This is a genomic window from Halomonas sp. HL-93, from assembly GCF_900086985.1.
GTDB lineage: Bacteria > Pseudomonadota > Gammaproteobacteria > Pseudomonadales > Halomonadaceae > Vreelandella.
The window spans coordinates 1,029,691-1,053,818 of record NZ_LT593974.1 but is presented as its reverse complement, the minus strand read 5'-3'; the positions used below and the strand labels follow the sequence as shown (position 1 = coordinate 1,053,818).

The 24,128-nt window shown below is 55.7% G+C and carries 19 protein-coding genes; 9 read left to right on the top strand and 10 right to left on the bottom strand.

The window, feature by feature from the left end; translation table 11 throughout:
- The first annotated feature begins 181 nt into the window (after window positions 1-181).
- Both GA0071314_RS04740 and GA0071314_RS04735 read left to right on the top strand, forming a co-directional pair.
- The gene (locus GA0071314_RS04740) at window positions 182-937 is read left to right on the top strand and encodes an SDR family oxidoreductase (protein ID WP_074395548.1); all 756 of its coding nucleotides are present in this window, start codon (window positions 182-184) and stop codon (window positions 935-937) included.
- A 228-nt stretch (window positions 938-1,165) separates the two neighbouring features.
- Window positions 1,166-1,372 (top strand): cold-shock protein, encoded by a 207-nt coding sequence (locus GA0071314_RS04735; RefSeq protein ID WP_074395547.1) that lies wholly within the window; start codon window positions 1,166-1,168, stop codon window positions 1,370-1,372.
- A 101-nt stretch (window positions 1,373-1,473) separates the two neighbouring features.
- On the opposite strand, the gene GA0071314_RS04730 is transcribed toward GA0071314_RS04735, so the two are convergent.
- A complete protein-coding gene (locus tag GA0071314_RS04730) occupies window positions 1,474-2,340 on the bottom strand; it encodes a putative RNA methyltransferase (RefSeq protein WP_074395546.1) in 867 nt (288 codons plus the stop codon).
- Between the two features lie 200 nt (window positions 2,341-2,540).
- On the opposite strand from GA0071314_RS04730, the gene GA0071314_RS04725 reads away from it, so the two are divergent.
- The 5 genes from GA0071314_RS04725 to GA0071314_RS04705 are packed head-to-tail and all read left to right on the top strand — an operon-like array spanning window position 2,541 to window position 7,670.
- On the top strand, window positions 2,541-3,965 hold the full coding sequence (locus GA0071314_RS04725) for a DHA2 family efflux MFS transporter permease subunit (protein WP_074395545.1): 1,425 nt from the start codon (window positions 2,541-2,543) through the stop codon (window positions 3,963-3,965).
- A 17-nt stretch (window positions 3,966-3,982) separates the two neighbouring features.
- Window positions 3,983-4,960: an ABC transporter substrate-binding protein gene (locus GA0071314_RS04720; protein WP_082934316.1), complete on the top strand. Its 978-nt coding sequence runs from the start codon at window positions 3,983-3,985 to the stop codon at window positions 4,958-4,960.
- Complete coding sequence (locus GA0071314_RS04715) at window positions 4,954-5,958, top strand: FecCD family ABC transporter permease (protein WP_074395544.1); 1,005 nt, start codon at window positions 4,954-4,956, stop codon at window positions 5,956-5,958. Before GA0071314_RS04720 ends, GA0071314_RS04715 begins: the two co-directional genes overlap by 7 nt.
- Entirely contained in the window at window positions 5,955-6,995 is a 1,041-nt protein-coding gene (locus tag GA0071314_RS04710) for a FecCD family ABC transporter permease (RefSeq protein ID WP_074395543.1), read from the top strand. The genes GA0071314_RS04715 and GA0071314_RS04710 overlap by 4 nt, the downstream gene beginning before the upstream one ends.
- 51 nt (window positions 6,996-7,046) lie before the next feature.
- The gene (locus tag GA0071314_RS04705) at window positions 7,047-7,670 is read left to right on the top strand and encodes an RraA family protein (RefSeq protein ID WP_074395542.1); all 624 of its coding nucleotides are present in this window, start codon (window positions 7,047-7,049) and stop codon (window positions 7,668-7,670) included.
- 96 nt (window positions 7,671-7,766) lie between these two features.
- On the opposite strand, the gene GA0071314_RS04700 is transcribed toward GA0071314_RS04705, so the two are convergent.
- The 6 genes from GA0071314_RS04700 to GA0071314_RS04675 all read right to left on the bottom strand — a co-directional run bounded on the left by GA0071314_RS04700 (window position 7,767) and on the right by GA0071314_RS04675 (window position 17,812).
- On the bottom strand, window positions 7,767-9,680 hold the full coding sequence (locus GA0071314_RS04700; RefSeq protein ID WP_074395541.1) for an IucA/IucC family protein: 1,914 nt from the start codon (window positions 9,678-9,680) through the stop codon (window positions 7,767-7,769).
- A gap of 57 nt (window positions 9,681-9,737) precedes the next feature.
- On the bottom strand, window positions 9,738-10,511 hold the full coding sequence (locus GA0071314_RS04695) for an HpcH/HpaI aldolase family protein (protein ID WP_074395540.1): 774 nt from the start codon (window positions 10,509-10,511) through the stop codon (window positions 9,738-9,740).
- Window positions 10,505-12,361 carry an IucA/IucC family protein gene (locus GA0071314_RS04690; protein ID WP_074395539.1) on the bottom strand — a complete coding sequence of 619 codons (1,857 nt, stop codon included), beginning with the start codon at window positions 12,359-12,361 and terminating at the stop codon, window positions 10,505-10,507. The genes GA0071314_RS04695 and GA0071314_RS04690 overlap by 7 nt, the downstream gene beginning before the upstream one ends.
- 45 nt (window positions 12,362-12,406) lie before the next feature.
- Complete coding sequence (locus tag GA0071314_RS04685; protein WP_074395538.1) at window positions 12,407-13,666, bottom strand: type III PLP-dependent enzyme; 1,260 nt, start codon at window positions 13,664-13,666, stop codon at window positions 12,407-12,409.
- On the bottom strand, window positions 13,659-15,470 hold the full coding sequence (locus tag GA0071314_RS04680; protein ID WP_074395537.1) for an IucA/IucC family protein: 1,812 nt from the start codon (window positions 15,468-15,470) through the stop codon (window positions 13,659-13,661). The genes GA0071314_RS04685 and GA0071314_RS04680 overlap by 8 nt, the downstream gene beginning before the upstream one ends.
- Window positions 15,471-15,673: 203 nt before the next feature.
- Window positions 15,674-17,812, bottom strand: coding sequence for a TonB-dependent receptor (locus GA0071314_RS04675; RefSeq protein WP_074395536.1), 2,139 nt, complete (start codon window positions 17,810-17,812; stop codon window positions 15,674-15,676).
- A 275-nt stretch (window positions 17,813-18,087) separates the two neighbouring features.
- Between GA0071314_RS04675 and GA0071314_RS04670 the strand changes: the two genes are divergently transcribed.
- Together GA0071314_RS04670 and GA0071314_RS04665 are read left to right on the top strand one after the other, a co-directional pair.
- The gene (locus GA0071314_RS04670; RefSeq protein ID WP_074395535.1) at window positions 18,088-18,933 is read left to right on the top strand and encodes an ABC transporter ATP-binding protein; all 846 of its coding nucleotides are present in this window, start codon (window positions 18,088-18,090) and stop codon (window positions 18,931-18,933) included.
- Between the two features lie 10 nt (window positions 18,934-18,943).
- Window positions 18,944-19,894 (top strand): sucrase ferredoxin, encoded by a 951-nt coding sequence (locus tag GA0071314_RS04665; RefSeq protein WP_074395534.1) that lies wholly within the window; start codon window positions 18,944-18,946, stop codon window positions 19,892-19,894.
- A gap of 45 nt (window positions 19,895-19,939) precedes the next feature.
- Here GA0071314_RS04665 and GA0071314_RS04660 read toward each other — a convergent pair whose 3' ends face one another.
- The 3 genes from GA0071314_RS04660 to GA0071314_RS04655 form a co-directional block, all read right to left on the bottom strand.
- Window positions 19,940-21,721: a TonB-dependent siderophore receptor gene (locus tag GA0071314_RS04660; protein ID WP_331710474.1), complete on the bottom strand. Its 1,782-nt coding sequence runs from the start codon at window positions 21,719-21,721 to the stop codon at window positions 19,940-19,942.
- Complete coding sequence (locus GA0071314_RS19935) at window positions 21,708-22,019, bottom strand: hypothetical protein (protein ID WP_331710473.1); 312 nt, start codon at window positions 22,017-22,019, stop codon at window positions 21,708-21,710. Before GA0071314_RS19935 ends, GA0071314_RS04660 begins: the two co-directional genes overlap by 14 nt.
- A gap of 141 nt (window positions 22,020-22,160) precedes the next feature.
- Window positions 22,161-24,020 carry a putative bifunctional diguanylate cyclase/phosphodiesterase gene (locus GA0071314_RS04655; protein ID WP_074395533.1) on the bottom strand — a complete coding sequence of 620 codons (1,860 nt, stop codon included), beginning with the start codon at window positions 24,018-24,020 and terminating at the stop codon, window positions 22,161-22,163.
- Between the last annotated feature and the right edge of the window lie 108 nt (window positions 24,021-24,128).

Below are 24,128 nucleotides of genomic sequence, written 5' to 3'. Positions count from 1 at the left end.
ACCACGAGAGGAATATATATACTTTACGGCTAAACCTCCCACATTCACCCCTTTAAGCAATAGGATTAGGCAAAAATTTAATAGGATCGCCGCTATTGCCACTTGCTGCCGCTCGCTAATCTTCTCCAGGTACTTATCCCCAGTGCTTATTTCCAGTGCTTATCAATAAGAGGATTATCAAATGGCGGTTACAACTAACCCTTCATCTACACCCTATCCATCAAAAGTTGTCTTATTAACCGGTGCCAGCAGCGGTATCGGCGAAGCAACGGCTCGCTGGCTTGCAGGCCAAGGGCACCGTCTCATCATCGGCGCACGTCGTACCGACAGGCTGGAAGCACTGACCAAGACTCTGCGCGCAGAAGGCGGCACGGTGGATTATCGAGCGCTGGATGTGACTAACCTGGAGGATATGCAGGCATTCGCGGATTTCGCTATCAATCTGTATGGCCGGATTGATGTCATTATCAACAACGCGGGCATTATGCCGCTCTCACCGTTGGCATCGCTTAAAGTCGATGAGTGGAACCGCATGATCGACGTCAACATTCGTGGCGTACTCAACGGTATCGCTGCCACTCTACCCATCCTGCAAGCTCAGGAAAGCGGACAAGTGATCAACGTATCCTCTATCGGCGGGTTCACCGTCGTCCCAACCGCTGCCGTGTATTGCGCCACCAAATATGCCGTGCGCGCCATTTCGGATGGGTTACGCCAGGAAACCGACAATATCCGTGTTAGCTGTGTTTATCCCGGCGTGGTGGAATCAGAACTGGCTAATACCATTACTGACCCAGAGGCCGCCGAAGCCATGGTGACGTATCGTCAGATTGCCCTAAAGCCCGAGGCCATCGCCTCCGCCATTGCGCATGCTATCAACCAGCCCGATGACGTGGATACCAGCGATATCGTCGTACGACCTACCGCGAGTCGTTAATCCAGCACCAGTCAAAAGCTCAGCGCCTATAAAAATAATTGCGAAACCCTTTGACCTAATATCCAATCCATGACACTGTGTCGTCAGTGGTTAGCAAGCAGCATGGTTTCAGAAGTGTACGATCTTTATTCGGCAGCCTGACATTGTATTCCTTGTTTCACCCGCTACTTCAATCTGGGTAATACCAGGAACTTTATTAAGGCGCTATTGCGCGAAAGGATCTACATCATGGCAACTGGCACAGTTAAATGGTTTAACGACACTAAAGGCTTCGGTTTCATCGCTCCTTCTGACGGCGGCGACGACCTCTTTGCTCACTTCTCTGAGATTCAAGCCGACGGCTTCAAATCTCTTCAAGAAGGCGCTAACGTTTCTTTTGACGTTACCCAGGGCAAGAAAGGCCTACAAGCCTCTAACATCAAGCAAACTTCCTAACATCCGTTAGCAGTTTGTCCGAATCTTCGGATTCGACCCCAAGGCCCGCTTATGCGGGCCTTGTTGTATTTGGAACATACAAACATTGCGTTTAACGCCCGCTAAACGCGCGCCCACCGCACGATACGCACGTCTACCGTTAAGGTGATTGACCTAAGCACAGCCGCTTTCTCACGACCTTCTGTCGTGGCGCGATAAAAATGTGGCGTCATCACCAACAAGTCAGCAATGGCTTCCGCATCGCTGAGCGTCAGCGCATAGCGCAAGGCCTCTACGCCCAACTGCGTGAACCCCTCTGGCCACTCAGGCTCACTAAAACGCTCTGCCTTTAACGTCGGATAGATAATATCGCGCAATTCGCGCAAATGACCCGGCCCCGCCTCAACCTGAATTAACACACCGCCCGGTTTGAGCACACGAGCAAATTCCCGATATACCGGGAAACCGAACATGCATAGCACGCAGTCGAGCGACGAGCTCTGCACGGGCAAGTTGGCGTTACTGCCCACCACCCAACTGCTTTGCGGTGTCTGCTTGTTATCCTGCTTAGCCGCCGTCTGCACCGCCCATTTGGAAATATCCAGCCCCAACAGCGCCAGCGATTTCTCGCTCGAAACCGCATTGGCCAATGCCCTAAGGTAATAGCCATCACCACAGCCAGCATCCAGGCAACTAAGCTCCGCGTCATGGCTCGTTTCATGCTGGGTATGTTCAAAAACCGCGAGACTCACCGCGTCGGCGATAGGTTGGTAGTACCCGGCATTTAGAAAGCGACGACGCGCGGCCACCATTGTTTTGCTATCACCAGGGTCACTGGAGCGCTTGTGCTGAACGGGCAGCAGGTTTACATAGCCTTGCTTGGCAATGTCGAAGCTATGCCCCGCTGAGCATCGCCATGCACTGCCCGACGGCGTTAGCGGTTCGCCATCTAACGGGCAGGCCAGCGCCTGGAAAGGAGAAATACTCATGCCGATAGTGCCTATATAAGAGAAGTGCCGAGGTGCCCGGCATGGTAACCCACACTCGCAAAAAAGATAGCGGTTGGTTAAGTAGACACCTCTTAATTGATAACGATTTGTATTAATTTTTACAACATGCCATCATTTAACCCTATAAAATTCCTCGCTGGCCATTCTGCCAAGCAATTTTTATCGTTAAGTGAAGTTAAATGCCGACAACTACTGCACATGGCAGCAAGGTGCTATTCAGCGTGCTACTAGGCACCTTTACCGTAAGCCTTAACAATAGCGCCCTGAACCTTGCCGTAGCTGAATTGATGACCACGTTCAATGCCAGCACTACCCAGGTGAGCTGGGTGGTGACCCTTTTTATGATCACCATGGGTATGACCATGCCGCTAACCGGTTACTTAGCCGGAAAATTTGGCCGTAAACGTATTTACCTGCTAGGTCTTTTGGGTTTCCTGGCCGGTTCTAGTCTGGGCGCCATGGCTCAAAGTCTAAATGGTATTATTCTCGCCCGAGGGGTTCAGGGCATAGCGGCCGGACTAATGATTCCGCTGTCGCTATCGCTAATTTTTTCGGCCTATCCCTCTCATCAACGTGGCAGAGCCAGCGGCATATGGGGAGCTGCCGTTATGATTGCGCCCGCCATTGGGCCAACGGTTGGCGGGCTATTGCTTGAAATTAGTCACTGGCGAGCGTTGTTTTTAATGAATATCCCTTTTGCACTGCTTGGTCTGCTGTGTGGCTACCGCTATCTAACGACAGAATCCTCCAACCAACCGCGCCGATTTGATATAGCCGGTTTTACGCTGATTACGCTTGGTCTGGGTGCGGTGCTGTTTTCGCTTAGCTGGGTGGATACCCTCGCCGACCTTCTGCGTTTCCAGATAATCACCCCGCTGATAATCGGCGTGTTGGCGCTACTGAGTTTTGTTCATGTTGAGCGGCATCATCCGACGCCCTTGCTTGACCTGTCACTTTTCACTCATCAAGGCTTCCGTATCAGTGTCGTGCTCGCCTGCCTGCAATCCGTTATTCTGTTTGGCTGTATTCTGCTTGTTCCCTTGTGGATGCAGAATGCGCTGGGATTTAGCCCACTAACCACAGGCGTGGTGTTTTTGGCCACCGCGCTCGCCGCCGCCGCCTGCTCCCCTGTTGCAGGACAGCTGATTGACCGCTACCCGCCCCAATGGTGCATGAGTATCGGGCTGATAGTTACTATTGTGAGTCTGATAGGGCTTGGCATGCTGACGCCAGCCACGCCGGTCTGGGTGATTGGCGCCTGGATGGGAATGCGCGGTGTTGGCCTGGGCTGTGCCTACCTGCCTGCCACCACGGCTGGCATGAAAGATCTGCCTGAATCGAGTGTTGCCCAGGCGTCGGCGATGAACAATATGTCACGTCGGGTAAGCGCTTCTGTGGGCATTGTTGCCCTGTCGATCTACTACGACATAACAGTCAACGCAGCGCTTAATCAGGGAGCCACCTATACCGAGGCTAGCGCCTCGAGCCTTCACCAGGCCTTTTTTGCCCTGGCCTGCATCGCCGCGCTCTGCTTACCCCTGGCGTGGCAGTTAGGTCGCGTGATTCAGACCACCCCAGATGCCAGGACGATATGCAGTCAGTGATCTTACCTCGACTCATCATGAGTATTGTCGCCTCAGCACTTATGGTGACCGGCATACTCTCTACAGCGACGAGCGCGGCAGCCAGTGCCGTCCGTGCTGATAACACCGAAACGGCTTCGCGCAGCACGCCAACACGCATCGTTACGCTTTACCAGGGCGCCACCGACAGCGCTATTGCTCTTGGGCTGACGCCCATAGGCGTGGTCGATTCCTGGCTGGAAAAGCCCATGTACCGCTACCTGCGCGACGCGCTGGCGGGCGTTGAGCATGTGGGGCTGGAAACCCAGCCAAACCTGGAAAAGATTGCTTGGCTTGATCCAGACCTTGTCATTGCCAGCGACTTTCGCCACGCGCGAATAGCATCATTACTCACCGCCATCGCGCCCACGGTATCTGCACCTACTGTGTTTGACTTCAAAACCACGCTTAAAATGGTGGCCAATGCCACCGACCGCGAAGCGCAAGCGAATGAGCTGCTTCAGCAATGGGATGCGCGGGTAGTCGATTTTCGCCAGCAGATTGCCACCAAGCTTGGCAGCGAGTGGCCTCAGAAAGTGGCAGTGGTGCGTTTCAAGAGCGACCACGTGCGCATCTACACCAGCGGCTTTGCGGGCTCGATTTTAGATGAGCTGGGCTTTGAGCAACCCGATACTCTGCAAAGCCAAGGATGGGGAATGAAGCTCTCCAGTACTGAAAATATTCCGGTGATGGATGCTGATGCCATCTTTATTCTGCTTGAACCGGATGACCCGGCGATTGCGGATAATTACCAGCATTGGGCGTCTCATCCCCTATGGCAACAACTTTCAGCCGTACAAAACGATCGGGTGTATGAGGTCGACCCGGTCAGTTGGATGATGGGTGGCGGCATATTAGCGGCCAATGCCATGCTGGATGATCTCTTCGCCCACTATGGCCTGTCGCAACCCGAAGCGGCGCAGCCGCACGTTTGTCTACCCCATTTCATCGACCATGTGGAGCCCTTTCCATGCTAAACAGCGTCAGCGCAAAAGGGCTTGGGCTTCTATTTGGATTACTAATGGCACTGGGCGCTTTCTGTGCCAGTGTCATGTTAGGCACCACCGCTATTGCCTGGTCATCGTTATGGGCCGCACTTAATCACTATGATCCAACCAACGTAGCCCACATCATTCTGCTAACCGAACGCTTACCCCGCGCGGTGATTGCCGCACTGGTGGGAGCAAGTCTCGCCATTGCCGGCGCGCTAATGCAGACCGTGACGCGCAACCCACTGGCCTCACCAGGCATTTTGGGCATCAACGCAGGCGCGATGTTTTTTGTGGTGGTAGCGGTGTCGCTACTGCCGCTGCACACCCCCGCGCACTACGTCTGGGCCGCGCTTTTGGGCGCGCTGGTCGCAGCCGTTCTGGTGATGGTACTTAGCCGTGGTCGCCATGGCGAGCTCTCCCCCCTGCGGGTTGTACTGGCAGGCGTTGCCGTCACGGCGATGTTCGTATCGTTCAGCCAGGGGCTCCTGGTGATTGACCAGCAAAGCTTTGAAAGCGTTCTTCAGTGGCTGGCGGGGTCGGTATCGGGGCGTGAACTTTCCGTCGTCATGCCTCTGCTGCCGCTTTTTGGCGGGGCACTTTTGCTCTGCGCGCTGCTGGTACGCCACGCCAATGCGCTGCTGCTTGGCGATGACATGGCCACCGGGCTTGGCATGCAGGCCACCACCATCAAGCTACTTTTGGGGCTAATCGTGATTGTGCTGGCGGGCAGCTCCGTGGCCCTGGCGGGCATGATCGGCTTTGTGGGTTTGATTGTGCCCCATATGGCGCGTGGGCTGTTTGGCATCGACCACCGTTGGCTGCTGCCCGCCTGCGCCTTGCTGGGCGCCTGTTTGTTGCTGCTGGCCGACTTGGCCTCGCGGTTTTTAATGCCGCCCCAGGAGATTCCGGTCGGTGTGATGACGGCGCTGATTGGCACCCCCTTCTTTATTTACTTAGCACGACGCAAGATGGTCGCCCAATGAGAACAAGTGCAGCGTTAACCCACAGCAGCGCAATAAAAAACGCAAGTAATCGCTTACTTAGAAGACTGCTGCTACTAGGTCTTCTATTAGTGGCCAGCGCTACGCTGTCGCTGTGTTTAGGCAGTTTTCCCACATCGTTTACGCAGGTGCTGCGTGCTTTGGCAGCGCCGCAAAGTAGCGATATCGCCTTTATTATCTGGGAACTACGTCTTCCGCGCATCGTACTGGCGATACTGGTCGGCGCTGCCCTGGCAATAGCCGGGGCGATTCTGCAGAGCATTGTGCGCAATCCGCTGGCATCCCCCGATGTCATCGGCATAACCAGCGGTGCAGCGTTTGCCGCCGTGCTGTTTTTGGCACTGCTGAGCACCCCTCTGAGCATTCATTGGTTGCCCGTTGCGGCCATGCTGGGGGCGCTGGTAGCGGCCCTCGCGGTGATTGGCCTGAGCTGGAAAAACGGCATCAGCCCATTGCGCATGGTACTGGTGGGTATCGGTCTGGCAGCCGCCATGGGCGCTGGCACCACGCTGTTGATCGTGATCAGTGATGACGCTGCCGCCATGACGGCCTACGTATGGTTGACCGGCAGCCTTTATGCAGCGCAGTGGCAGGATGTCCAGGGCATGTTGCCGTGGCTGCTAGTCACGCTACCGGTTTGTCTGACCCTCGCCCGTCATGCCGATGCCATGGCGCTTGGCGACAACGTTGCTGAAGGCCTTGGCGTGGCTATTGTGCGCAGCCGACTGGCGCTGCTGACCTGCAGCGTGGCGCTGGCAGGAGCTGCCGTGGCCTTTGCCGGTGGCTTGAGCTTTGTGGGCCTGATTGCGCCCCACCTGGCGGCCAGGCTGGTAGGCCGTAATCTGGCACGGCTAGTGCCCGCGTCAGCGCTGGTTGGGGCACTAATCGTGCTCTACGCCGATCTGCTGGGCCGGGTGGCCTTTTTACCCAAAGACTTGCCTGCAGGCATCTTCGTTGCTGGGATAGGCGCGCCCTTCTTCGTTTATCTACTGCACAGAACACGCTACCAGAGGCGTTAAACAGCCGTCTTGTTCACGCTCAAGAAAGCTTATCGATCAGCCGGGAGAGCCATGTTCCATATCGAGCCTCGTAAGGTCACACTGAGTGCCAAACAGCACTCTCGCTACCGACATCTGGCCACGTCAACCTTGGGTCACTTCACCGACTTTGGCGCCATTACTTCGCTGATGCCCCTTCGACGCCCTGAGCGCCTGCTAGGCACAGCCTTAACGGTCAGGATTCCCTACGTGGATGGCAGTATTATCCGCGAAGCGCTAAACATGGCCTGCCCTGGAGACGTGCTGGTGATTGATGTCTCCGGCGACCACCAACGCGCCTGCTGGGGAGAGTTTCGCGCCTATGCGGCGCTACGCAAACAACTGGCAGGTGTGGTAACCAACGGCGCGGTCACCGACTGGGACGCATTGACCCAGTTAACGCTGCCGACATACGCACGCGCCGCAAGCCCGCTGACAACCAGGGCGCTGGAGCTGGAAGGGGAGCTCAATACTCCCGTCGCTATCGAGGGTGTCACCATCAACCCCGGTGATCTGGTCGTGGGCGATGACGATGGATTGTTTATCATTCCTCCCCATAGGGCTGACGCGCTGGCAGATGCAGCGGAGGCCAAGCAGGCTCAGGAGGAAGAGAAGCGCCATGCGCTGAAGACGGAGTTTCCTGAATGGTTTCGCTGACTGGTTTTACTGACTCGTTTACATTCGCTTAGAACGCTTTACTTAATATCAGGGCGGTAAAAAACCGCCCGATATTGATCGGGCGGTTAATCACTCTCAGCTCTCCGCCACTGCCTCATCTTTGATATCAACCGCGTGAGAGGCTACGCGTCTAAAGGGATTACAGGTGGCGCTGGTTCCAAAGGGCATGCTACCCGGCCCGCCGGCACGCTCGATAATCGGCGCAATAAGGCGTTTGTAGGGCCATTGTTCCCGATCGAACAGCTGCTCTCGGAGCATGTCACGATCGTGTTGCTCAAAAGGCAGCGTATTGATCTGCTCTTCAAGGCGCGTAGCCATCACCTGCCAAAGGTCGCGTGCAGAAAGACGATAATAGTTGGCAAGATTGTCGATGATTGCGCGAAGATTGACCTGGATGGCCAGGGTCTGCAACCAGAACAGTAGGTCTTCGAGGCTATCATGATAGAGCGTATTGGCATGTCCCGGCTTGATGCGATAGCACGGGTCCTGCATGCCATGCTGCTCCAGGCGTTCCACGCTAATACGCAGCGAGTCGTGGTCGCGCAAGAGCAGCCCATGGCACTGGCCTTCCTTGAAAACCAGTACGGCATTCTGGCCATGCACCTCTGCCAGCATGCCCAGCCGCAGCATGCGCAGGTTGATGTCGAAGAAACGGTTGCAAAGCTCCCCAAATAGCCGTATCACCGTTGCCCCACTCGCCTCCAGGCCCCGCTGCGCCAGCCAGTCATCAAACACATGATGCTCGTTGGCCGGTAGCGGCGTGCCCAGCGTGGCCATGGGAACCAAACGCACGCTGGGGTCTTGCAGTAGCGTGCCTGGATAGCTGCGTACCATGGCCGACAGGTGGCGTGGCGCCTCATCAAACAGCGTCGCCTCTTCCGGCATATAGGCCCACCACTTGCTCTCGTCGCAAAGGTAAAGCCTCTCGCCAAGCTCGGCATCCAGCTGTATGGCTTGCTTTAGTAGCCGTTCGCTAAGATCACCATTCACCATTTTGACGGCAGGCAGATAGCGAGAGGCTCCCAGAGAGTGGATCGCCATGGGCAGCTTCAGAAAATGGGGGCTTGCCGTTGTCGGAGCCAATGAACGCAGCGAAGAGGTTGCAAGCCAAGGCTCGGTAACCGCTGAAAGCGAAACGCACTCGCCTGCATCAAAGGCTTCCTGCAGCCAGTGAGGTAGCGCATGCTCATGCTGCCAAGGGTGCACGGGGATGGCGGTATGCGTGTGCGCTAACCCTTTTGCTGCCATCTCACGCTCCAGCGCCTGGCCATGCTCATCGCCTGCCAGCCATTGAATCGGGGCAGCGCAGTTCTCGTTGACACCCGCCCCGGTGATTATCCGGTTGGTCTTGATCGCTACCCAGCGCAGTTGGATCGGGTTATTGAACTCGGCCATATAGGCGCGATATTCCGCCTCACTGAGCCCTTGCTTGGCTTTTGCCGTGGGATGATAGGGCCGGTCCAACAGCGATGCCCACTGCTCCATGACGGCAAAGTGTCTGGGCGTGGTTAACTGGTGCAAACCGTGCGTTTCCACATGGTGATCCACAGAGCTTTCAGCCTGCCAGAGGCTGTCGGATAGCGCTTGAAGGAATACCAACTGGCCCTGTGTCAAGGACTGGTCGCCGTCGGTTATAGCGCAAAACAGGCGCCGAGTGACCTCCACAGGATCCAGCGGCTGCCCCTGGCGGGTTGCGTGGTTTAGCAACATCACCGGTGTTTGCGGTACCCTCTCCCATGCCTGGGTAATACCAGGCTGCAGCAGCATGATCACGCTATGCTGTTGATCCTGGGGCCAGCGCCACAGCCGCTTTGAAGCGTCGTTCTGACATGTCTGCAACACGGGTAGCTGGGTGAGCAGCTCTGCGGCTTGCGCGATGTTGATCCACTCGGCATTAAGCTTATCCAGCAGGCCTTCCACCAGTAGTCCATCTACCAAGGCCTGCATGATCAGCTGCTGGGAATAGCGTTTGGCATCAAGGGATTGCATGATAGAGAGCTCCAAAAATTATGAGTGCGGATAGTTGGCGAGAACGCATTAAACGGATCACGACGTGGGGGCCCTGACCTCACCGAGGCGCGTTTGCAGGGCTCGAAAGGCAATCCCCCGCTCATCGCCCAACATGAAGGCGCCAACTCCTTTTGCTCGCCATCTCTCCTGCGCTTTCGGTTGGCGAAGAAAGGCGCAGTAGGGAATCCCCTGATCACAGGCCACGCGTTGGACCGTTTCCAGCGCATTGATGACCTCGGCATGCTCTGGCTGCCATGTCACCCCAAGGGACTGGGAAAGGTCAGCCGCGCCCTCCAGCACCATATCGAGCCCTGGCACCGCACAAATTTCATGAATATTCGCCACACCGCGACGGCTTTCCAGCATGGCGATCAGCATTACTTCCCGGTTCGCCTGAACGACGTAGTCCGCAAGCGAGCTTTTGCCAAACCCGCCGGGGCGTCCGGCATTGAGGCTGCGCTGCCCTTCTGGCGCGTATTTGCAGGCGGCGACAGCCTGGGCCAGGGTATCGGCATCTTCCACATTGGGCAGCACGATACCCTGGGCCCCGCCATCCAACAGGCGCAGCAGTGTTTTGGGGTGGGCATCGGCAACGCGCACCAGCGGCGTCAACGCGTAACTTTCGGCGGTGCGAATCATGTGCTCGATGGTTTCCGGGTTGATCAACACGTGCTCGGTATCGATGACCACGAAGTCAAAACCGGCTTCACCAATCAGCTCTATCGAGGCTGCCGAAGGTATCGAAGCCATGACACCGTAGACTTCCCGGCCTTCGCAAAGCGCCCGCTTGAGTCGGTTGGTTCTCAGCATGGCGCCTCCTCCATTTCGGCGTAAGCGGCCAGAGGGTTGGGGACCTGCTTGACCTGTGGCCGTTCATCCCCAAACAGGCGGCGTCGGGTAAGAGCTTCCACTTCCCATTCGGGCGCAAACACATCGAAGCACTGGTAGCGCTCGGCGTGCTCAGGATGAGCGCGCTGGTACTCTCTGATGACGCCAGCAGTCATTGCCCAGAACCGAGACTCCTCCAGACTGAAATGACGCTGCAGGAAAATCGCCATTTCGGCCAGCGCAATAAAGAAGAAGGCATCACAGGAGTAGTCGCGTACGGCGGCCAGATCGTCGGTCACGATAAAGGAGTTGCGATTAAGGGCAGCATGGCTCGCAGGCACCGGCTCAAGCACGGGGGCCAGTTCAGGCCTGGCCAGTTGGCCGGTACTAAAACGTACACCATCGTGGAAATCTTTTAGCGCCACTCTGGTCGGCCAGCCGTCGCGATGAATGACCAGGATATTCTGGCCGTGGGACTCCATCCCGATACCTTCGGCAAACAGCAGGTGGATAATCGGCAGCGTAGCCACGTGAACAAGCTGGTGCGTCCAGGCCTCCAGCCCATGATTTGCTATCCAGGGTTCAATAAAAGGGGCTGTCGGCTCGCCGGCTGGGTTTCGCATCTGCTGGCTCAGCCCGTTGAAGGGCACGGCCTGCTCGCCAGCCTGCAAAAACTGGCTGATATTCTGCCGCCAGATAGCACCGACCTTGCCATAGATATCGTGGTAGCGCGTTCGAGGAAAGGCGCGCTCATCTAGAGCCACGCCTGCCACTTCACCCAGGATCACGAAGCCCGCCGCTTGGGCAGTGCTATCGGTGTCAACAAGCTGCTGAAGCCACCGGGTAATGATCGGGCCGTTGGTCACAGTATGACGAGCCAGAATTCGCGTGCTTGATGTATTGGTAATGCTCATCGCCAGCTTGAGATAGGGCTGGCGGGTATCGTGAGGGGCGAGTGTGCGAATTGATTGCTGTGGGCTATAGGTCATCTCCCCGGCGCCAAGCAGCGCGATTTCACCTTTGGCAAGCTCTGGATAGAGCGCAGGCACCAGCGCATTCTCCCACTGCCATGGGTGTACCGGCATCAGCACCACCTCGGTACGCGCCAACTGTCGCTGCGTCAGGTACTCCTTCAGGCTTGCCTGAACGCGAGGGCCAGCGTACTGCTCAAGACTTTCAACAGGCAGTTCTCCCTCAACTCCACCCTGGTGCGCCAGCTGGCGGGGCACCGCCAGCCATAGCACCTGAAGCGGCTGGGCAAACTCGGGGCCATAGCGCTGATTATCCAGCAGCGAAAAACCAAGTCGTGACTTGTAGCAGGGGTGATAGCTATGCGCATCGGTGAAGTAGTGCTCCAGGGCGTCCGCATCCAGCGATTGCGGTGCTTCGGGGCAAGCCGAGAGCGAGGCCGAGGATTGAATATCCTTGATCAGAGTCTGCTTCAGCTCGTTCACGAAACCGGGCTGAATCGCGCCGCCGCCCAGCACACTCTCAATGTCGTCGATAAATTGCTGCAGGCTGGTGGGTTCAGGCGCCCCGTTTTGCGGAACGATGGTCAGCGAGGAGTGCTCGAGCCGGATAATCTGGAAGCTATGGCACAGCCAGCCGTACACTTGATAGCAGCGGTTACCCAGGGTGATAGTGAAGAGCGTATTGCCGGCAAACGCTGGATTCGACGCTGGCGCTACCTCATAACGAAGTACATCTTCAAACAGCAACGTCTGCAGGAGTTGACCAACTACGCGCTGTTCGATCCGCTGATGATGGCGCCAGCTGGCTAATGAAGCGAACGGTGTCGCTGGCGCACCAGATATGCATTCATGCGATGACATGGGGTACCTTCAAAACATAAATAATGGGTTAACTAAACAGCCTGCTCACTCCACCGGCTCGCTCTGCACATGCGACGCCTCGGGAGTGGGACTCTCAGAGACGTGCCCGACGAAAATTTGCTCAGGCCGGGGATGGCAGAGGAAATCCGCGTGGGAGATGTTGTAGCCATAGGCGCCCGCCAGCGGCAGCACCAGCAGATCGCCAATGGCGACACCGCGCAGCGGCTGATGCCGACTCAGCACATCCTTGGGCGTACATAGCTGACCGACGACCGTCCACGGCCGGTACTCTGCCTGGTTTGGCTGGTTGGCGCTGCGCGGAAGGTGAATGACCGGATGATCGTGGGCTTGAGCCGCCGGCAAACGAAACTGATGGGTACCGCCACGACAGACCAGGAAACCTTCTCCGTGGCTAATCTTGGTATCCATCACCTCGACTACGTAGTAGCCACAAAAAGCGGAAAGAAACCGGCCGATTTCAAAGCGCACCAGCGGCGGCTCGTGCATAGCTTCCAGTTGCTGCTCAAGCGACCTGCACAGGTCGGGCCAGTCAAACTGCTGCGCTGGCTGGAGGTAGTTCACGCCGATACCACCTCCCACGTTAAGCTGGGTGAGCTGCTCGTGCTTGCTCGCTAACGCTCGCCAACGCGGCCAGCACTGCAAATAGAAACTCAATAGCCGTTGATGCCGCTGCTCACATTTCTGATGCGACATGGCATGGATATGAAAGCCGCGCAGCGATAGATTGGGCGCACTATCCACGGCGGTAACGGCCTCTGCCAACTGCGCTTCATCAATACCAAAGGGCGAGGCGGTGCCAGCCATTTTCAATCGGCTTGAGAGTTCATCCGGCAGTGTGGGGTTGATGCGCAGCAGCACCGGCTGGGTGCGCTGGAGCGATGCCGCTATCGTTTGCAGGCGAGTAATTTCGCCAATGCTTTCGATATGAAAGGCCTCCACCCCTTGCAGCATCGCATGGCGCATGTCGGAGTCTAGCTTTCCAGGCCCTGACAGGACCCACGGGCGCGGCGTTGCGCTGTTGCAGGCGCGCTCAATTTCTCCACCGGATGACAGCTCAAACCCATCGACAACAGGGGCCAGCGTATCAATGATGGCGGCTTCGCTATTGGCCTTTATTGCGTAGTACAGCTCGACGTTTTCAGGCAGCGCTGACTTGACCGCACGGCCATGGGCGGCAAGCGCAGGCAGGTCATAAAAGAAGGCCGCCACGGGGTCACTGCATTGCCGCTGATGCTCTTCAATGGCAGCAAGCACGTGAACAGGCATCGTGGTCTGCTCAGCCATAAGCCACCTCCTGCCTCATGACCCGGTTTAGCTGCCATGGACTAGGCAGCAACACGTACTCGGCCTGGCGGTCGGGCTTGGCCATCAGCCGCAGTTTGAAGTTGGTTTTACACGGCAGGCTGCCCCCCTTCAGCAAGGCGTCCAGCTCGGGCGCCGCTACATCCAGCGTTTTCCTCACGCGGAGCAGCTCTTCCAGGGTGTCCTCCCATAGCAGATCGGCCAAAGCCGGTCGCTGCCAGCTTAGAGCGAGGATCGCCTCGGCAATATGGTTGACCAACAGGCAGTAGGCGATCCGGCTCCAGCCCTGCTCGCGGCTGTAGATCATCGACGCCTCAACGCGAGGATCAAGGGCTTCGCCCGCCAGCCAGTCAACGCCCTTGTCACTGGTCAGCTTGACCCCTTCAAAATCTCGCAGCAGCATTTTTTGCGGTTCGCCAAGTGCATGGATCAGCACACAGTTCTGTAGATGCGGCTCCATGACGATGCCATGCCGAAAGAACAGCCCCATAACCGGGGCCACCAGTGTGCGTAAATATGCCTGGAACCAGTGCCGCACCCGGCGTTCCGTCGGTAGGGTTTCCTGCTGGGCGGAGGTCATCGCGCCATCAATGAAGGGCAGTATCATTGGCGCCAGCCGTGCATCGCGGGCAAACAGCGTTGCGCTTAGCAGGCAGTTCTGTGAAGCGTAGCGCTGGCAGAAGTTCTCCCTCAGAATCACCCCGGTCTGTTCACGGAACCAGCGCTTCTGCTCCTCATCACCGTTTACCGGTTGCCAGTGTATGGTGGCGGGCTCCTGTGCCACGTAGAGCGCTTCCAGCGCGTTGTCTTTGCGCTGAAGAAGTCGATGCATGATGCGATCAATAATCAGCGTGCTTTCCTGCTCGTACCAGGCATTCTTGCGCACACAGTTGGTAATACGGACGTTGAGCGAGCCTTTTATGAACCAGGGTTGTTCATAGACATACCAAGTGCGCATGGAGGCAGTCGGAGCAGCTTGCCAACCCGTCTTGCCAAGATCGCCAATGACGCCCTCCTTTATCATCTCGGCCACCCTGGCATCCTGCTTGAACAGCGCCGCCTGAACCGGATGCATGCCAAGTACGACACGCTGGCTGTTTTCTGACTTGCGCTGATCCGCCACATACGGGAGCACCTCCAGTGCGTTCATTCGGTTGGCCTGGGCATTCAACCCGTCAAGCGGAAACGAAAACTGATGCAAGGCCGTAGTGGCGCTGAACTCCGGCGCATAAGGGGGCTTATCCTGCAGCAGATGGGCAGGCCACTGCCTGGCCTTTGGGGTTGGATGATTGGGGTGACCAAACCATAACCCCTGCTCGCTGCTGCGGTAGTCTTTCAGGGGGTCGAGGCTGGGTTGCTCAGAAGCATGGGCGACAATCGAGGTCATGACCTCCTGGCTCTGGAGTATCTGGTCAACCAGCTCACCATTGGGCGAACCGTCCAGCCACTCGCAGTGCTCCAGTAACGCATTGACCAAACTTGCCATGCCAAGCACTTGCCATTGAGATGCCGCGCCAGCTCTGGCGTAGATGTCGGAGAGGTAGTAATGGTTTCCGATGCTTGAGCGCCGGTCGACCATCACCAGCAGGGTGAGGGTTGTGGACCACTCAATCAGTAAAGGCAGGCCATACAAATGCTCAGGCAAACCTTTAAGACAGTCTGGCCAGCGATAGGATAGCGTACTATCGGGTATTGCCACTTCCTTGATAATACAGTTCAGCAACGCATGCATAGAGGCATGCCGACTGATCTCTCCAGGTAAACGAGAGTAGTGTGCGTAGCTCATATGGCCCCCGCAAAAATGTCATCCTTTTAAGATTCATATGCCGCATGGCATGTGAATCCGCGCGTCCGTGGCTAGTCACTTTGCGAAGTTTTTTAGATGTGGTGTTGTGCTTATCGAATGAGTTAAGAGGAGTAAGAACTACCGCCAATCTACCGGCGGTAGTTCTTTATTGCTGAAAGCCCTACATTTCAGAACGTCAACGCTTAGAAATCCAATTGATAGCCCAGCGTGAAGGTGCGCCCACGGCCGGTGAAGTAATACTCATCACTGATCCGCGCCGACTGGGAGTAATAGGTCAGATAGTCCTCGTCGGTGAGGTTTTCGACACCCACCGAGACCCTACCGGCTGGCAGGCGGTAACCCACCGAGGCATCGACCAGGCCATAGCCCTCGAAATCGAGGTCGGGACTATCCACACTACGATCGAAGTAGTAAGTGCTTTGTAAACGGCTCGATAGCCGGTCATTCCATGTGGCGCTCCATCCCAGCTTGAGCGTATCCGGTGCAATATTGATCCCGGTTAGGTCAGTGTCTACACGACCGTCGCCGTCCTGGTCGGACTCACCTTCGGCATGCGTATACGACAGCGACAGGTCGTGATTATCGGTCACCTGCATATCGCCAGTAATCTCAACACCCTGAATTTCGGTCTTCTCACGGCTGCCTACCCAGGTACCATTCTGCTCTGTCAGGCGCTGACCATAGTCGGAATCGGATTCAAAGTAGCTCAGCTCCAAGCCATAGCGGTCCCAGTCGAAACGCGCACCGATTTCGCGGTTGTCGGTGACGATGGGCTGCAGCTGCAACAGGTTATCCACGTTCTGCCCCGGCGTATCGATACCTCGCAATACCCGGCCGACGTCGGGCATGCCAAAGCCTTCCGAGTAGTTGGCGTAAAGTTGCGCCCAATCAGTAGCTTGATAGGTTAGGCCGGCGTTCAGCAGGGTTTCATCGAAGCTCGGCTTACCGCCCTCGACGGTCACGTTATCCTGGGTAACGTTGCTGCGGTCGATGCTTTGGTAAGTGCCCACCTCCAGGTCGGCGTGCTCGTGGCGGACTCCAGCGTGAAGCGTGAGCGGCTCGGCCAGTTCAAACTTACCCTGCAAGAACGGCGCAATATTATCGAACTGGCTTTCCGGCACGTAGGTACGCCCGGTTTCCACCAGCATCTGACGCGTCTCATCGCGCAGTATATCCAGACCCGCTGTCAGGCTAAGACGGTCGTCCAACATGCCATCGCGGTTCACAGTGAACTTGGCACCGACCTTGTCAGATTCATTACGCGTTTGGTCGTATTGCGTGTCGCCGTTGCTGTCCAGGTAAGGGAAAAACGGTGTAGTGGCAAAACGGGCACGGAAGCGCTGGTGATACACCTGAGCATCCACCTCGTTGCCCAGCCAATCGGCATGGGAATAGGCCAACCGCGCCTTTGTGACCTCGTTGAAGCCAGGCGCACCATCTCGCGTGCCCCTTTGCGCGGTAGAGGGAACACCCGCATCGCGATCACCCGCTACGGGCACATAGTCATTGCTTTCTTCCAGATCAAAATGGTTAAGCGTCAGCTCGAGGTTCTGGTTGTCGTCTATCCAGTAACCCAACTTACCGAATAGATCATAGCTTTCAGAGTTTTGCAGTTCACCTGGATAGGCAATGCCCACACGCTGGTCGTTGCCATCGTAAAACGAGCCGCGCTCCTGGCGCGTAGCGGCGGCGACAAAATCCCATTTTTCGTGCTGACCGCTGACCCGGTAGTCCAGCTTATGGCCGAATCCATCAGACTCGAAGTCGTCATCAGTGGTCAGGCGCACACCCGCATGCTGGCTAATTCCCCCACCCTCGGCTTTACGGGTCACAAAATTGATCAGTCCACCCGTTGCACCCAGGCCATGCTCAGCGCTGGCACCATGAATTACTTCGATGCGCTCGACCATGGAGAGATCAATGGTGTAGCTATCCCGCGAACTATCCCGTAATGGATTGGACTGTGGCACCCCGTCGACCAAGAAAGCCGCATCGCGGCCACGAAAGGTTTCCCCGGCGTTTGAGAGCTTTTGGCGGCTGGGGGAATAGGAAGGAATCAGATTACTCAAGACCTGCCCCGGGTCCTCGGTGATCGCCATTTGTTGCTCGATCTGCTCCCGGTCAATGACCGTCACGCGTTGAGGCGTTTCACCTTCATCGCTACGACTGCGGGTCGCGGTGACCACCATGGCCTCGCTTTCCTCCGAAAGACTCTCGCTCTCGGCATTAGTGGAAGCCTGTTGTGCATGCACTTGGCTTGTTGCCACCAAACTGACAAAAGACAACGTCGACCAGAGCGCGCTGTGTTTCTTGGAATGCATCCTCATTATCCCCTTCTTGCTGTTAGACACCCTTGCTAATACAACTCATAAACAAATGAGAATGAGTACATTATGCATAGAAGAAGGTTTCCCGTCTACCTTGGTGCAACAGCACGTTGCTAAAAGGGCAATAGTCAATCACAGCGAGATATGACCGGCGGCCTGTTAGCACCTGCCAAGCACAGTAAGTCATCACCAACCTGCTCAATAACATTGAAAATGAGAATATTTTGTCTTACGGTGCGACCTGCGTTGATGACTGGTGAACCCTATCCATGCCCTTTTCTTTACCCCCCCATGCCCGTTTAACGGGGGACAACCTTTATGCTGGCTACGAATCACGTCACGTGCTCAATGGCGTGAACCTGGCGGTGGCAGAGGGAAAATTGACGGTACTGCTGGGCCCTAATGGCAGTGGTAAATCAACGCTGTTAAAAACGCTGGCACGAACGCTCACACCCAGCGCTGGGCATGTGTATCTGGATGGCAAAGATATTCACCGTCGCAACACCCGCGAGGTGGCAACGCAGTTAGGCATCCTTCCTCAGGGCCCCATCGCGCCAGAGGGACTCACCGTGAATCAATTGGTGGCCATGGGGCGTTTTCCTCACCAACGACTATGGCAGCGCGACGCGCGCAAGGATGCCAATGCCATTAGCGAAGCCATGGCGTATACCAATGTGACGGATTTTGCTGAACATAGTGTTGATACACTTTCCGGCGGACAACGCCAACGCTGCTGGATCGCGATGGTGCTAGCCCAACAGACCGACTTGATCCTGCTCGATGAGCCCACTACGTTCCTGGATCTCAAGGTTCAGGTCGATCTATTGGAACTGCTTTCCCGCCTCGCGCACGAGCACGGTCGCACCTTGTTATTGGTCCTCCACGACCTGAATCTAGCCGCCGCCTACGCCGATCACCTAGTGATGATGCGCGATGGCCGCATCGTGACAAGCGGTACGCCCAGTGAGGTATTTACCGCTGCAAACCTCAAGCACGTTTTTGATCTGGACGCCCACGTTATGTACGACCCGGAAAACGGCCGTCCGCTATGTATCCCGCGTGCCCGACCTGCTTCCAACACCAAGAAAGCCAGCCAGAGCCGGGGGGCCTTATGAGCCATCGCTTATGAATCATCACTTTTGTGCCGACCTGAGTCGCGAGCAGGGAGACCCACTTGCGGGCAGCGCCGCCCATGCTGAACGCCACCTGTTGATTAGTTGGCCCCGCTCGAAATGGCAGCGCAAGCTGCGTCACGCCAGCGATATGGACGATACGCTCAAACAAACGCTGGATGCTATTGCGGATAACGGTCTGCGCATCAACCTTATCCAGCAATCGGGCATGGATACGCACCAGCATCAGGTGTTTCTGATGCCCGAACGACGGCGCTTTCGGGTGGCACGGCATCAGTTAGGAAGCTTCTTAACCGCCCTACAAGCGGGCAATCGCCTGGCTCGCTGGGAGCAATTTCCGCTCAAAAACGATCTGGTGCTCTGTTGTACTCACGGCAAAAAGGACAAATGCTGCGCGAAATACGGCTATCAGACGTACAAGGCGCTGGTAAAAGCCGTTACCGAGCATCACCTGCCGTTCGAGGTATGGGAAAGCAGCCACCTGGGAGGCTGCCGTCTCGCCGCCAGCCTTATCCTGCTCCCACAGGTGCGTAAATACGGGCGTATTAGCCCCGACCAGACGCTGCCCTTCTTACACGCCGAAGCAAAAGGTCAGCGTTACCTGCCCGGCTACCGCGGTGACTCCCGCCTCACGCCCGTCCAGCAGTGTAGCCAACTGGCGGCGCTTACCCATTTAAGCAGCGATGACGAGCAGCCCCACCTCACCCTGCGGAACGAAACAGGCGACGAGCAGGAACGCTGGCTACACTGGCAGTGGCAACGCAGTGACGATCAGGGTGAGCTCAGCATACGCTGCCAAGCCACCACCATCATGCGCGTGGATACCTGCGCCGACCTTGAGCAAGGCCCCACCGAAAGCGTTATTTGGCAGGCGGTTGAGGTGACGTGTGGCGAAGCGCTAAGCGGCCCACTCTCTATGTCCTCACACCCGCTGTCATCATAAAAAAAACCCGGCGATTAAGCCGGGTTTTGATCGTGAATCCATAGGTTACCAATTATATTTCAGGCTGCCCACGACGCTTCGGGATTCACCGTAGTAGCACCAGAAGTCAGATTCGCAACTCGCCACATATTCTTCATCAGTGACGTTGTTGACGTTGATCTGTGCCGTCCAGCTATCATTGATGTCATAGCTCGCCATGGCATCGCCCACGGTATAACTAGGCACTTCGATGGTAGGTCCGCCTGAGCTTTCACCGACATGTCGAATACCAGCGCCAACTTTCAAGCCATCCACGGCAGTGCCTTCAAAGTCATAGTCAAGCCATGCAGACGCCATATGCTTTGGAATCAATGCCGCACGATCGTCATTAGCGTCACGCGCATCCGTATAGGTATACGCCGCCGTCAGCTTGAGCGAATCAGTAATATAACCAACCCCCTCAAGTTCAAGCCCAGTCGAAGTTCTCTCACCCTCTTGGGTTTGATATCCCGCAGGCGTGGTAGCAAAAGAATTCGATTCTTCAATGTCGAATAATGCTGCCGTTACGTATCCATCCCAGTTAAACGGTGCATATTTGACCCCCAACTCCCACTGTTCACCTTTGATTTCCTCAAAGACGGCACCGGTTAGGTCAGTTTGCGCTTCCGGTTGGAACGACTCGCTGTAACTGAGATAGGGGTTCAGACCATTATCACCAAGATACATAACGCCACCAGACAAGGACGTTGCGGTCTGAGTTTCATCTACCGTTGTGTTCTCACGCTCAGACTCGTTTCTGACATCAGCACTATCGTAGCGAACGCCACCCAATAAAACCCAGCGGTCATCAATACGTAGTTGATTTTGAAAATACAAACCCAGTTGATCCTTATTGATCTGGCGCTCTGTCAACTGATCATTCGGGACTGGCGCAATATCGCCCTGGGGATTAAAAATATCGACAACATCATAACCAAAGCTATCGAACTCTTTACCATCAAGACTTAGGTCTTGGTAGTCCACCCCAAATAGCAAGGTATTTTCAGTGCGGTCGGTGTACCACTTGCCCACCATACGGTTATCAATTGTAAAACTGTCTATCTCACCATCACGCTGCAAGTGACCTCGAGAAGCAGTCTGCCCATCGCCGGTTCCTCCTAGCACATAGGTGCTGCGAAGGTTCAAATCGAGATGGCTGTAACGAGTATTCTGCTCGAATTGCCAAGTGTCATCGAGTTGATGCTTGAATTCGTAACCTAGAGTGGCCTGAGTACGTTCATCCTTATCGTAGTCGGGCGCGCCATAGTTAGTTTGCGGGTCTACCTTGCCAAAAGGGGTATCGTCTACCGTACCGTAGGGAAGTTTAAAGGAGTTGACCGGAACGCCATCATCTTTCTGGAAACTGGACAGCAGCGTTAGCTGCGTATCATCGGAGAGATCCCATTCAAGGCTCGGCGCAAAATAGTAACGCTCGTTGTCGGTGCCATCCAGGTCACCATCTCGCTCCTTGTACAGCCCCACGAAGCGGTAACGTACATCTCCGCTCTCTGTAACCGGTCCTGATGTATCAATGCCCAACTGACGATGATCACGGTTGCCTGCCTGGATCTCGAACTCTCCACGGGGCTCATCGGTCGGACGCTTACTAACGGCATTAATCATCCCACCTGAGGGCGCTTCGCCATAGAGAATAGATGTGGGGCCTTTAAAGACATCCACACTCTCAAGGCCATAAGTTTCAGGCAGCCACTGGTAATACCCAGTGCGATAGAGACGCAGGCCATCCTGATAGGTTGCCTGATCAAACCCACGAACCTTGAACCAGTCAGTGTTGTTATCTGACCCCATAGTGGCCAGACAGCACGCCAGACCGATAGCGAAATGTCTCGTCTAGCTGCTGGACATTACGATCATCTAGCTCTTCACGATTCACAGTAGAAACGGGGCGAGGGGTTTCGACTGAAGGCGTATCTACCTTCAACGCCGTGGCGGTAACCACCGTGGTGCCGTTATCAACGTTATCTTCTTCTTGGGCAAGCACGGCGAGCGGAGCTATGCAGAGCATACCACCCAGCGATAAGGTCAATGAACGTCGCACTGCGGCAGCGAGTGGTACGCGCGCGAAGGGAATAGGGTTCCGGAGCATGAAGAGGGCCTCGAGGATGCGAAGGAAGATATAATTTTATTGTAAAGCGAATGATACGAATTTTTATTACGCTTAACAATGGGAACTAGGTCTTAAAGGCCCACTAGCTTTATTGGTAGATTAGAACGTCTCTCGCATTACTCAAATCGCATCGCTCTCAGAGCTCGGCAACTGGAGAGAAACAAGCTCTCGATGACGCTGCCCCCAACCGGGCTGATCAGGAAGGAGTAATGCGCGGAAGTCGGTTGATGAAAGCGGCCGACTAAACAAAAAGCCCTGGGCACCGTTGCAGCCTTGGGATTTGAGCTGGTCGTGCTGTGCTTGAGTCTCGACGCCTTTCGCAATAACCCGCAATGCCAAATTCTGGCCTAGGTTGATGAGCGCCTTGGTGAAACTGGCATTTCCTGGATTGTCGAGCATGTCATTAATGAAACAGGCGTCGATATTAAGCGTATCAATTGGAAAGCACTTTAAGTGCTTCAGACTGGCACTCCCAGCGCCGAAATCATCAATGGCGATACGTATTCCCAAGCGACTCAACTCGGCTAACGTTGATATCGCAACGTCAACATGATGATGCATTAAACTGATTTCGGCCACTTCCAGTTCCAGGTAACGTGCTTCTATTCCTGTCTCAGCGAGGATTTGGGTAATACGGGCGGGCAGTGTTTTGTCGCTTAATTCAATGGCCGACATATTCACCGCTATGGGCACAATCTCCACGCCCTCCTCGCGCCACGCTTGTAACTGACGACAGGTTTCGAGCAACACCCATTGGCCGATCGGTATGATGAGCCCGCAGGCTGCTGCGACAGGAAGAAATACCGAGGGCTGCATGAGCCCCAGTGTCGGATTGCGCCAGCGAACCAGTGCCTCGGCACTACACAGGTACCCGGTAGCGATATCTATCTTGGGCTGAAAGTCGAGAAACAGGCTATTTCCCTGCAGAGCCAACTGCAATTGGGACTCAATATGAGTGTACTGCACCATCAAGGCGGTCATATCAGCCCTGAACATCTGGTAGTGATTAACACCGCTATTCTTTGCATGATACATGGCTGTATCGGCATTATTCAGCAGCGTATGGCCATCGATGCCGTGGTCAGGGTAGAGGCTGATTCCGATACTGGTGGTAACGTTTAGCACATGGTTGCCGATATGGTACGGCTTGGCTAACGCAGCAAGAATTTTCTCGGCAATCCTAGCGGCATCCTGTGGCTTTTCAATTTCGCTCAGCAATACCACGAACTCATCACCCCCCTGGCGGCAAACTGTGTCCGTGTCGCGAATACATTCACTGAGTCGCCCCGCAACCGACTGTAACAGGCAGTCGCCTATGGCATGGCCGAGAGAGTCGTTGATGGCTTTAAACGCATCAAGATCCAAGTATATCAAGGCGACCTGATGGTTATGCCGTTTTGCCAGCCCAATAGCCCGCGAGAGACGCTCCGAGAGCAGAACACGATTGGCTAACCCAGTCAGGCCATCGTGTTGGGCCTGATAGGCCAGCTTCGCCGACTGGGTAGGTGACTGGCAGGCATCATGAAATACGATCACGGCACCTGTGACACAGCCGTTGCGGTCATGAATAGGCGCAGCCGAATCCTCTATCTCCAACTGACTTCCATCCTGGCGAATCAACACGCAATCCATGGCGAGCCCAACGGTACGGTTCTCTTCCATAGCGCGCAGCGCCGGGTTGGTGGCCGTCTTAAGCGTCTGCCCATCAATTAACGTAAAGACCTCAGCCAAGGGTTTGCCGAGCGCCTTAATGCTCGACCACCCGGTCAGTGCTTCAGCGACTCGGTTCATATAGGTAACCCGACACTCAAGGTCGGTCGTCACGACGGCATCGCCGATCGAGTTTAACGTCACTTGGGCCCATTCGGTGGCGGCCTGCAGGGCAGCTTCAGCATCACGCAACCGAATGTCGGCATGTTTTTGCTCGGTAATACCTTCAAACGTCTGAACGTCATCTTTTTGATAGCTGCCGTTCTGCATAGTCGCTCCCCTTCATGCGCAGGGCCTCTGTTTTAAAACTAGGCCTCTTACTTTTTAATCTTCTGAATGGCGTTTTCCGCTGGTGATTATCGATGCTTTTTTTCAACC

Coding starts and splice junctions, on each gene's coding strand:
- GA0071314_RS04740 (WP_074395548.1), top strand. CDS start 182: ATGGCGGTTACAACTAACCCTTCATCTACACCCTATCCATCAAAAGTT.
- GA0071314_RS04735 (WP_074395547.1), top strand. CDS start 1,166: ATGGCAACTGGCACAGTTAAATGGTTTAACGACACTAAAGGCTTCGGT.
- GA0071314_RS04730 (WP_074395546.1), bottom strand. CDS start 2,340: ATGAGTATTTCTCCTTTCCAGGCGCTGGCCTGCCCGTTAGATGGCGAA.
- GA0071314_RS04725 (WP_074395545.1), top strand. CDS start 2,541: ATGCCGACAACTACTGCACATGGCAGCAAGGTGCTATTCAGCGTGCTA.
- GA0071314_RS04720 (WP_082934316.1), top strand. CDS start 3,983: ATGAGTATTGTCGCCTCAGCACTTATGGTGACCGGCATACTCTCTACA.
- GA0071314_RS04715 (WP_074395544.1), top strand. CDS start 4,954: ATGCTAAACAGCGTCAGCGCAAAAGGGCTTGGGCTTCTATTTGGATTA.
- GA0071314_RS04710 (WP_074395543.1), top strand. CDS start 5,955: ATGAGAACAAGTGCAGCGTTAACCCACAGCAGCGCAATAAAAAACGCA.
- GA0071314_RS04705 (WP_074395542.1), top strand. CDS start 7,047: ATGTTCCATATCGAGCCTCGTAAGGTCACACTGAGTGCCAAACAGCAC.
- GA0071314_RS04700 (WP_074395541.1), bottom strand. CDS start 9,680: ATGCAATCCCTTGATGCCAAACGCTATTCCCAGCAGCTGATCATGCAG.
- GA0071314_RS04695 (WP_074395540.1), bottom strand. CDS start 10,511: ATGCTGAGAACCAACCGACTCAAGCGGGCGCTTTGCGAAGGCCGGGAA.
- GA0071314_RS04690 (WP_074395539.1), bottom strand. CDS start 12,361: ATGTCATCGCATGAATGCATATCTGGTGCGCCAGCGACACCGTTCGCT.
- GA0071314_RS04685 (WP_074395538.1), bottom strand. CDS start 13,666: ATGGCTGAGCAGACCACGATGCCTGTTCACGTGCTTGCTGCCATTGAA.
- GA0071314_RS04680 (WP_074395537.1), bottom strand. CDS start 15,470: ATGAGCTACGCACACTACTCTCGTTTACCTGGAGAGATCAGTCGGCAT.
- GA0071314_RS04675 (WP_074395536.1), bottom strand. CDS start 17,812: ATGCATTCCAAGAAACACAGCGCGCTCTGGTCGACGTTGTCTTTTGTC.
- GA0071314_RS04670 (WP_074395535.1), top strand. CDS start 18,088: ATGCCCTTTTCTTTACCCCCCCATGCCCGTTTAACGGGGGACAACCTT.
- GA0071314_RS04665 (WP_074395534.1), top strand. CDS start 18,944: ATGAATCATCACTTTTGTGCCGACCTGAGTCGCGAGCAGGGAGACCCA.
- GA0071314_RS04660 (WP_331710474.1), bottom strand. CDS start 21,721: ATGGGGTCAGATAACAACACTGACTGGTTCAAGGTTCGTGGGTTTGAT.
- GA0071314_RS19935 (WP_331710473.1), bottom strand. CDS start 22,019: ATGCTCCGGAACCCTATTCCCTTCGCGCGCGTACCACTCGCTGCCGCA.
- GA0071314_RS04655 (WP_074395533.1), bottom strand. CDS start 24,020: ATGCAGAACGGCAGCTATCAAAAAGATGACGTTCAGACGTTTGAAGGT.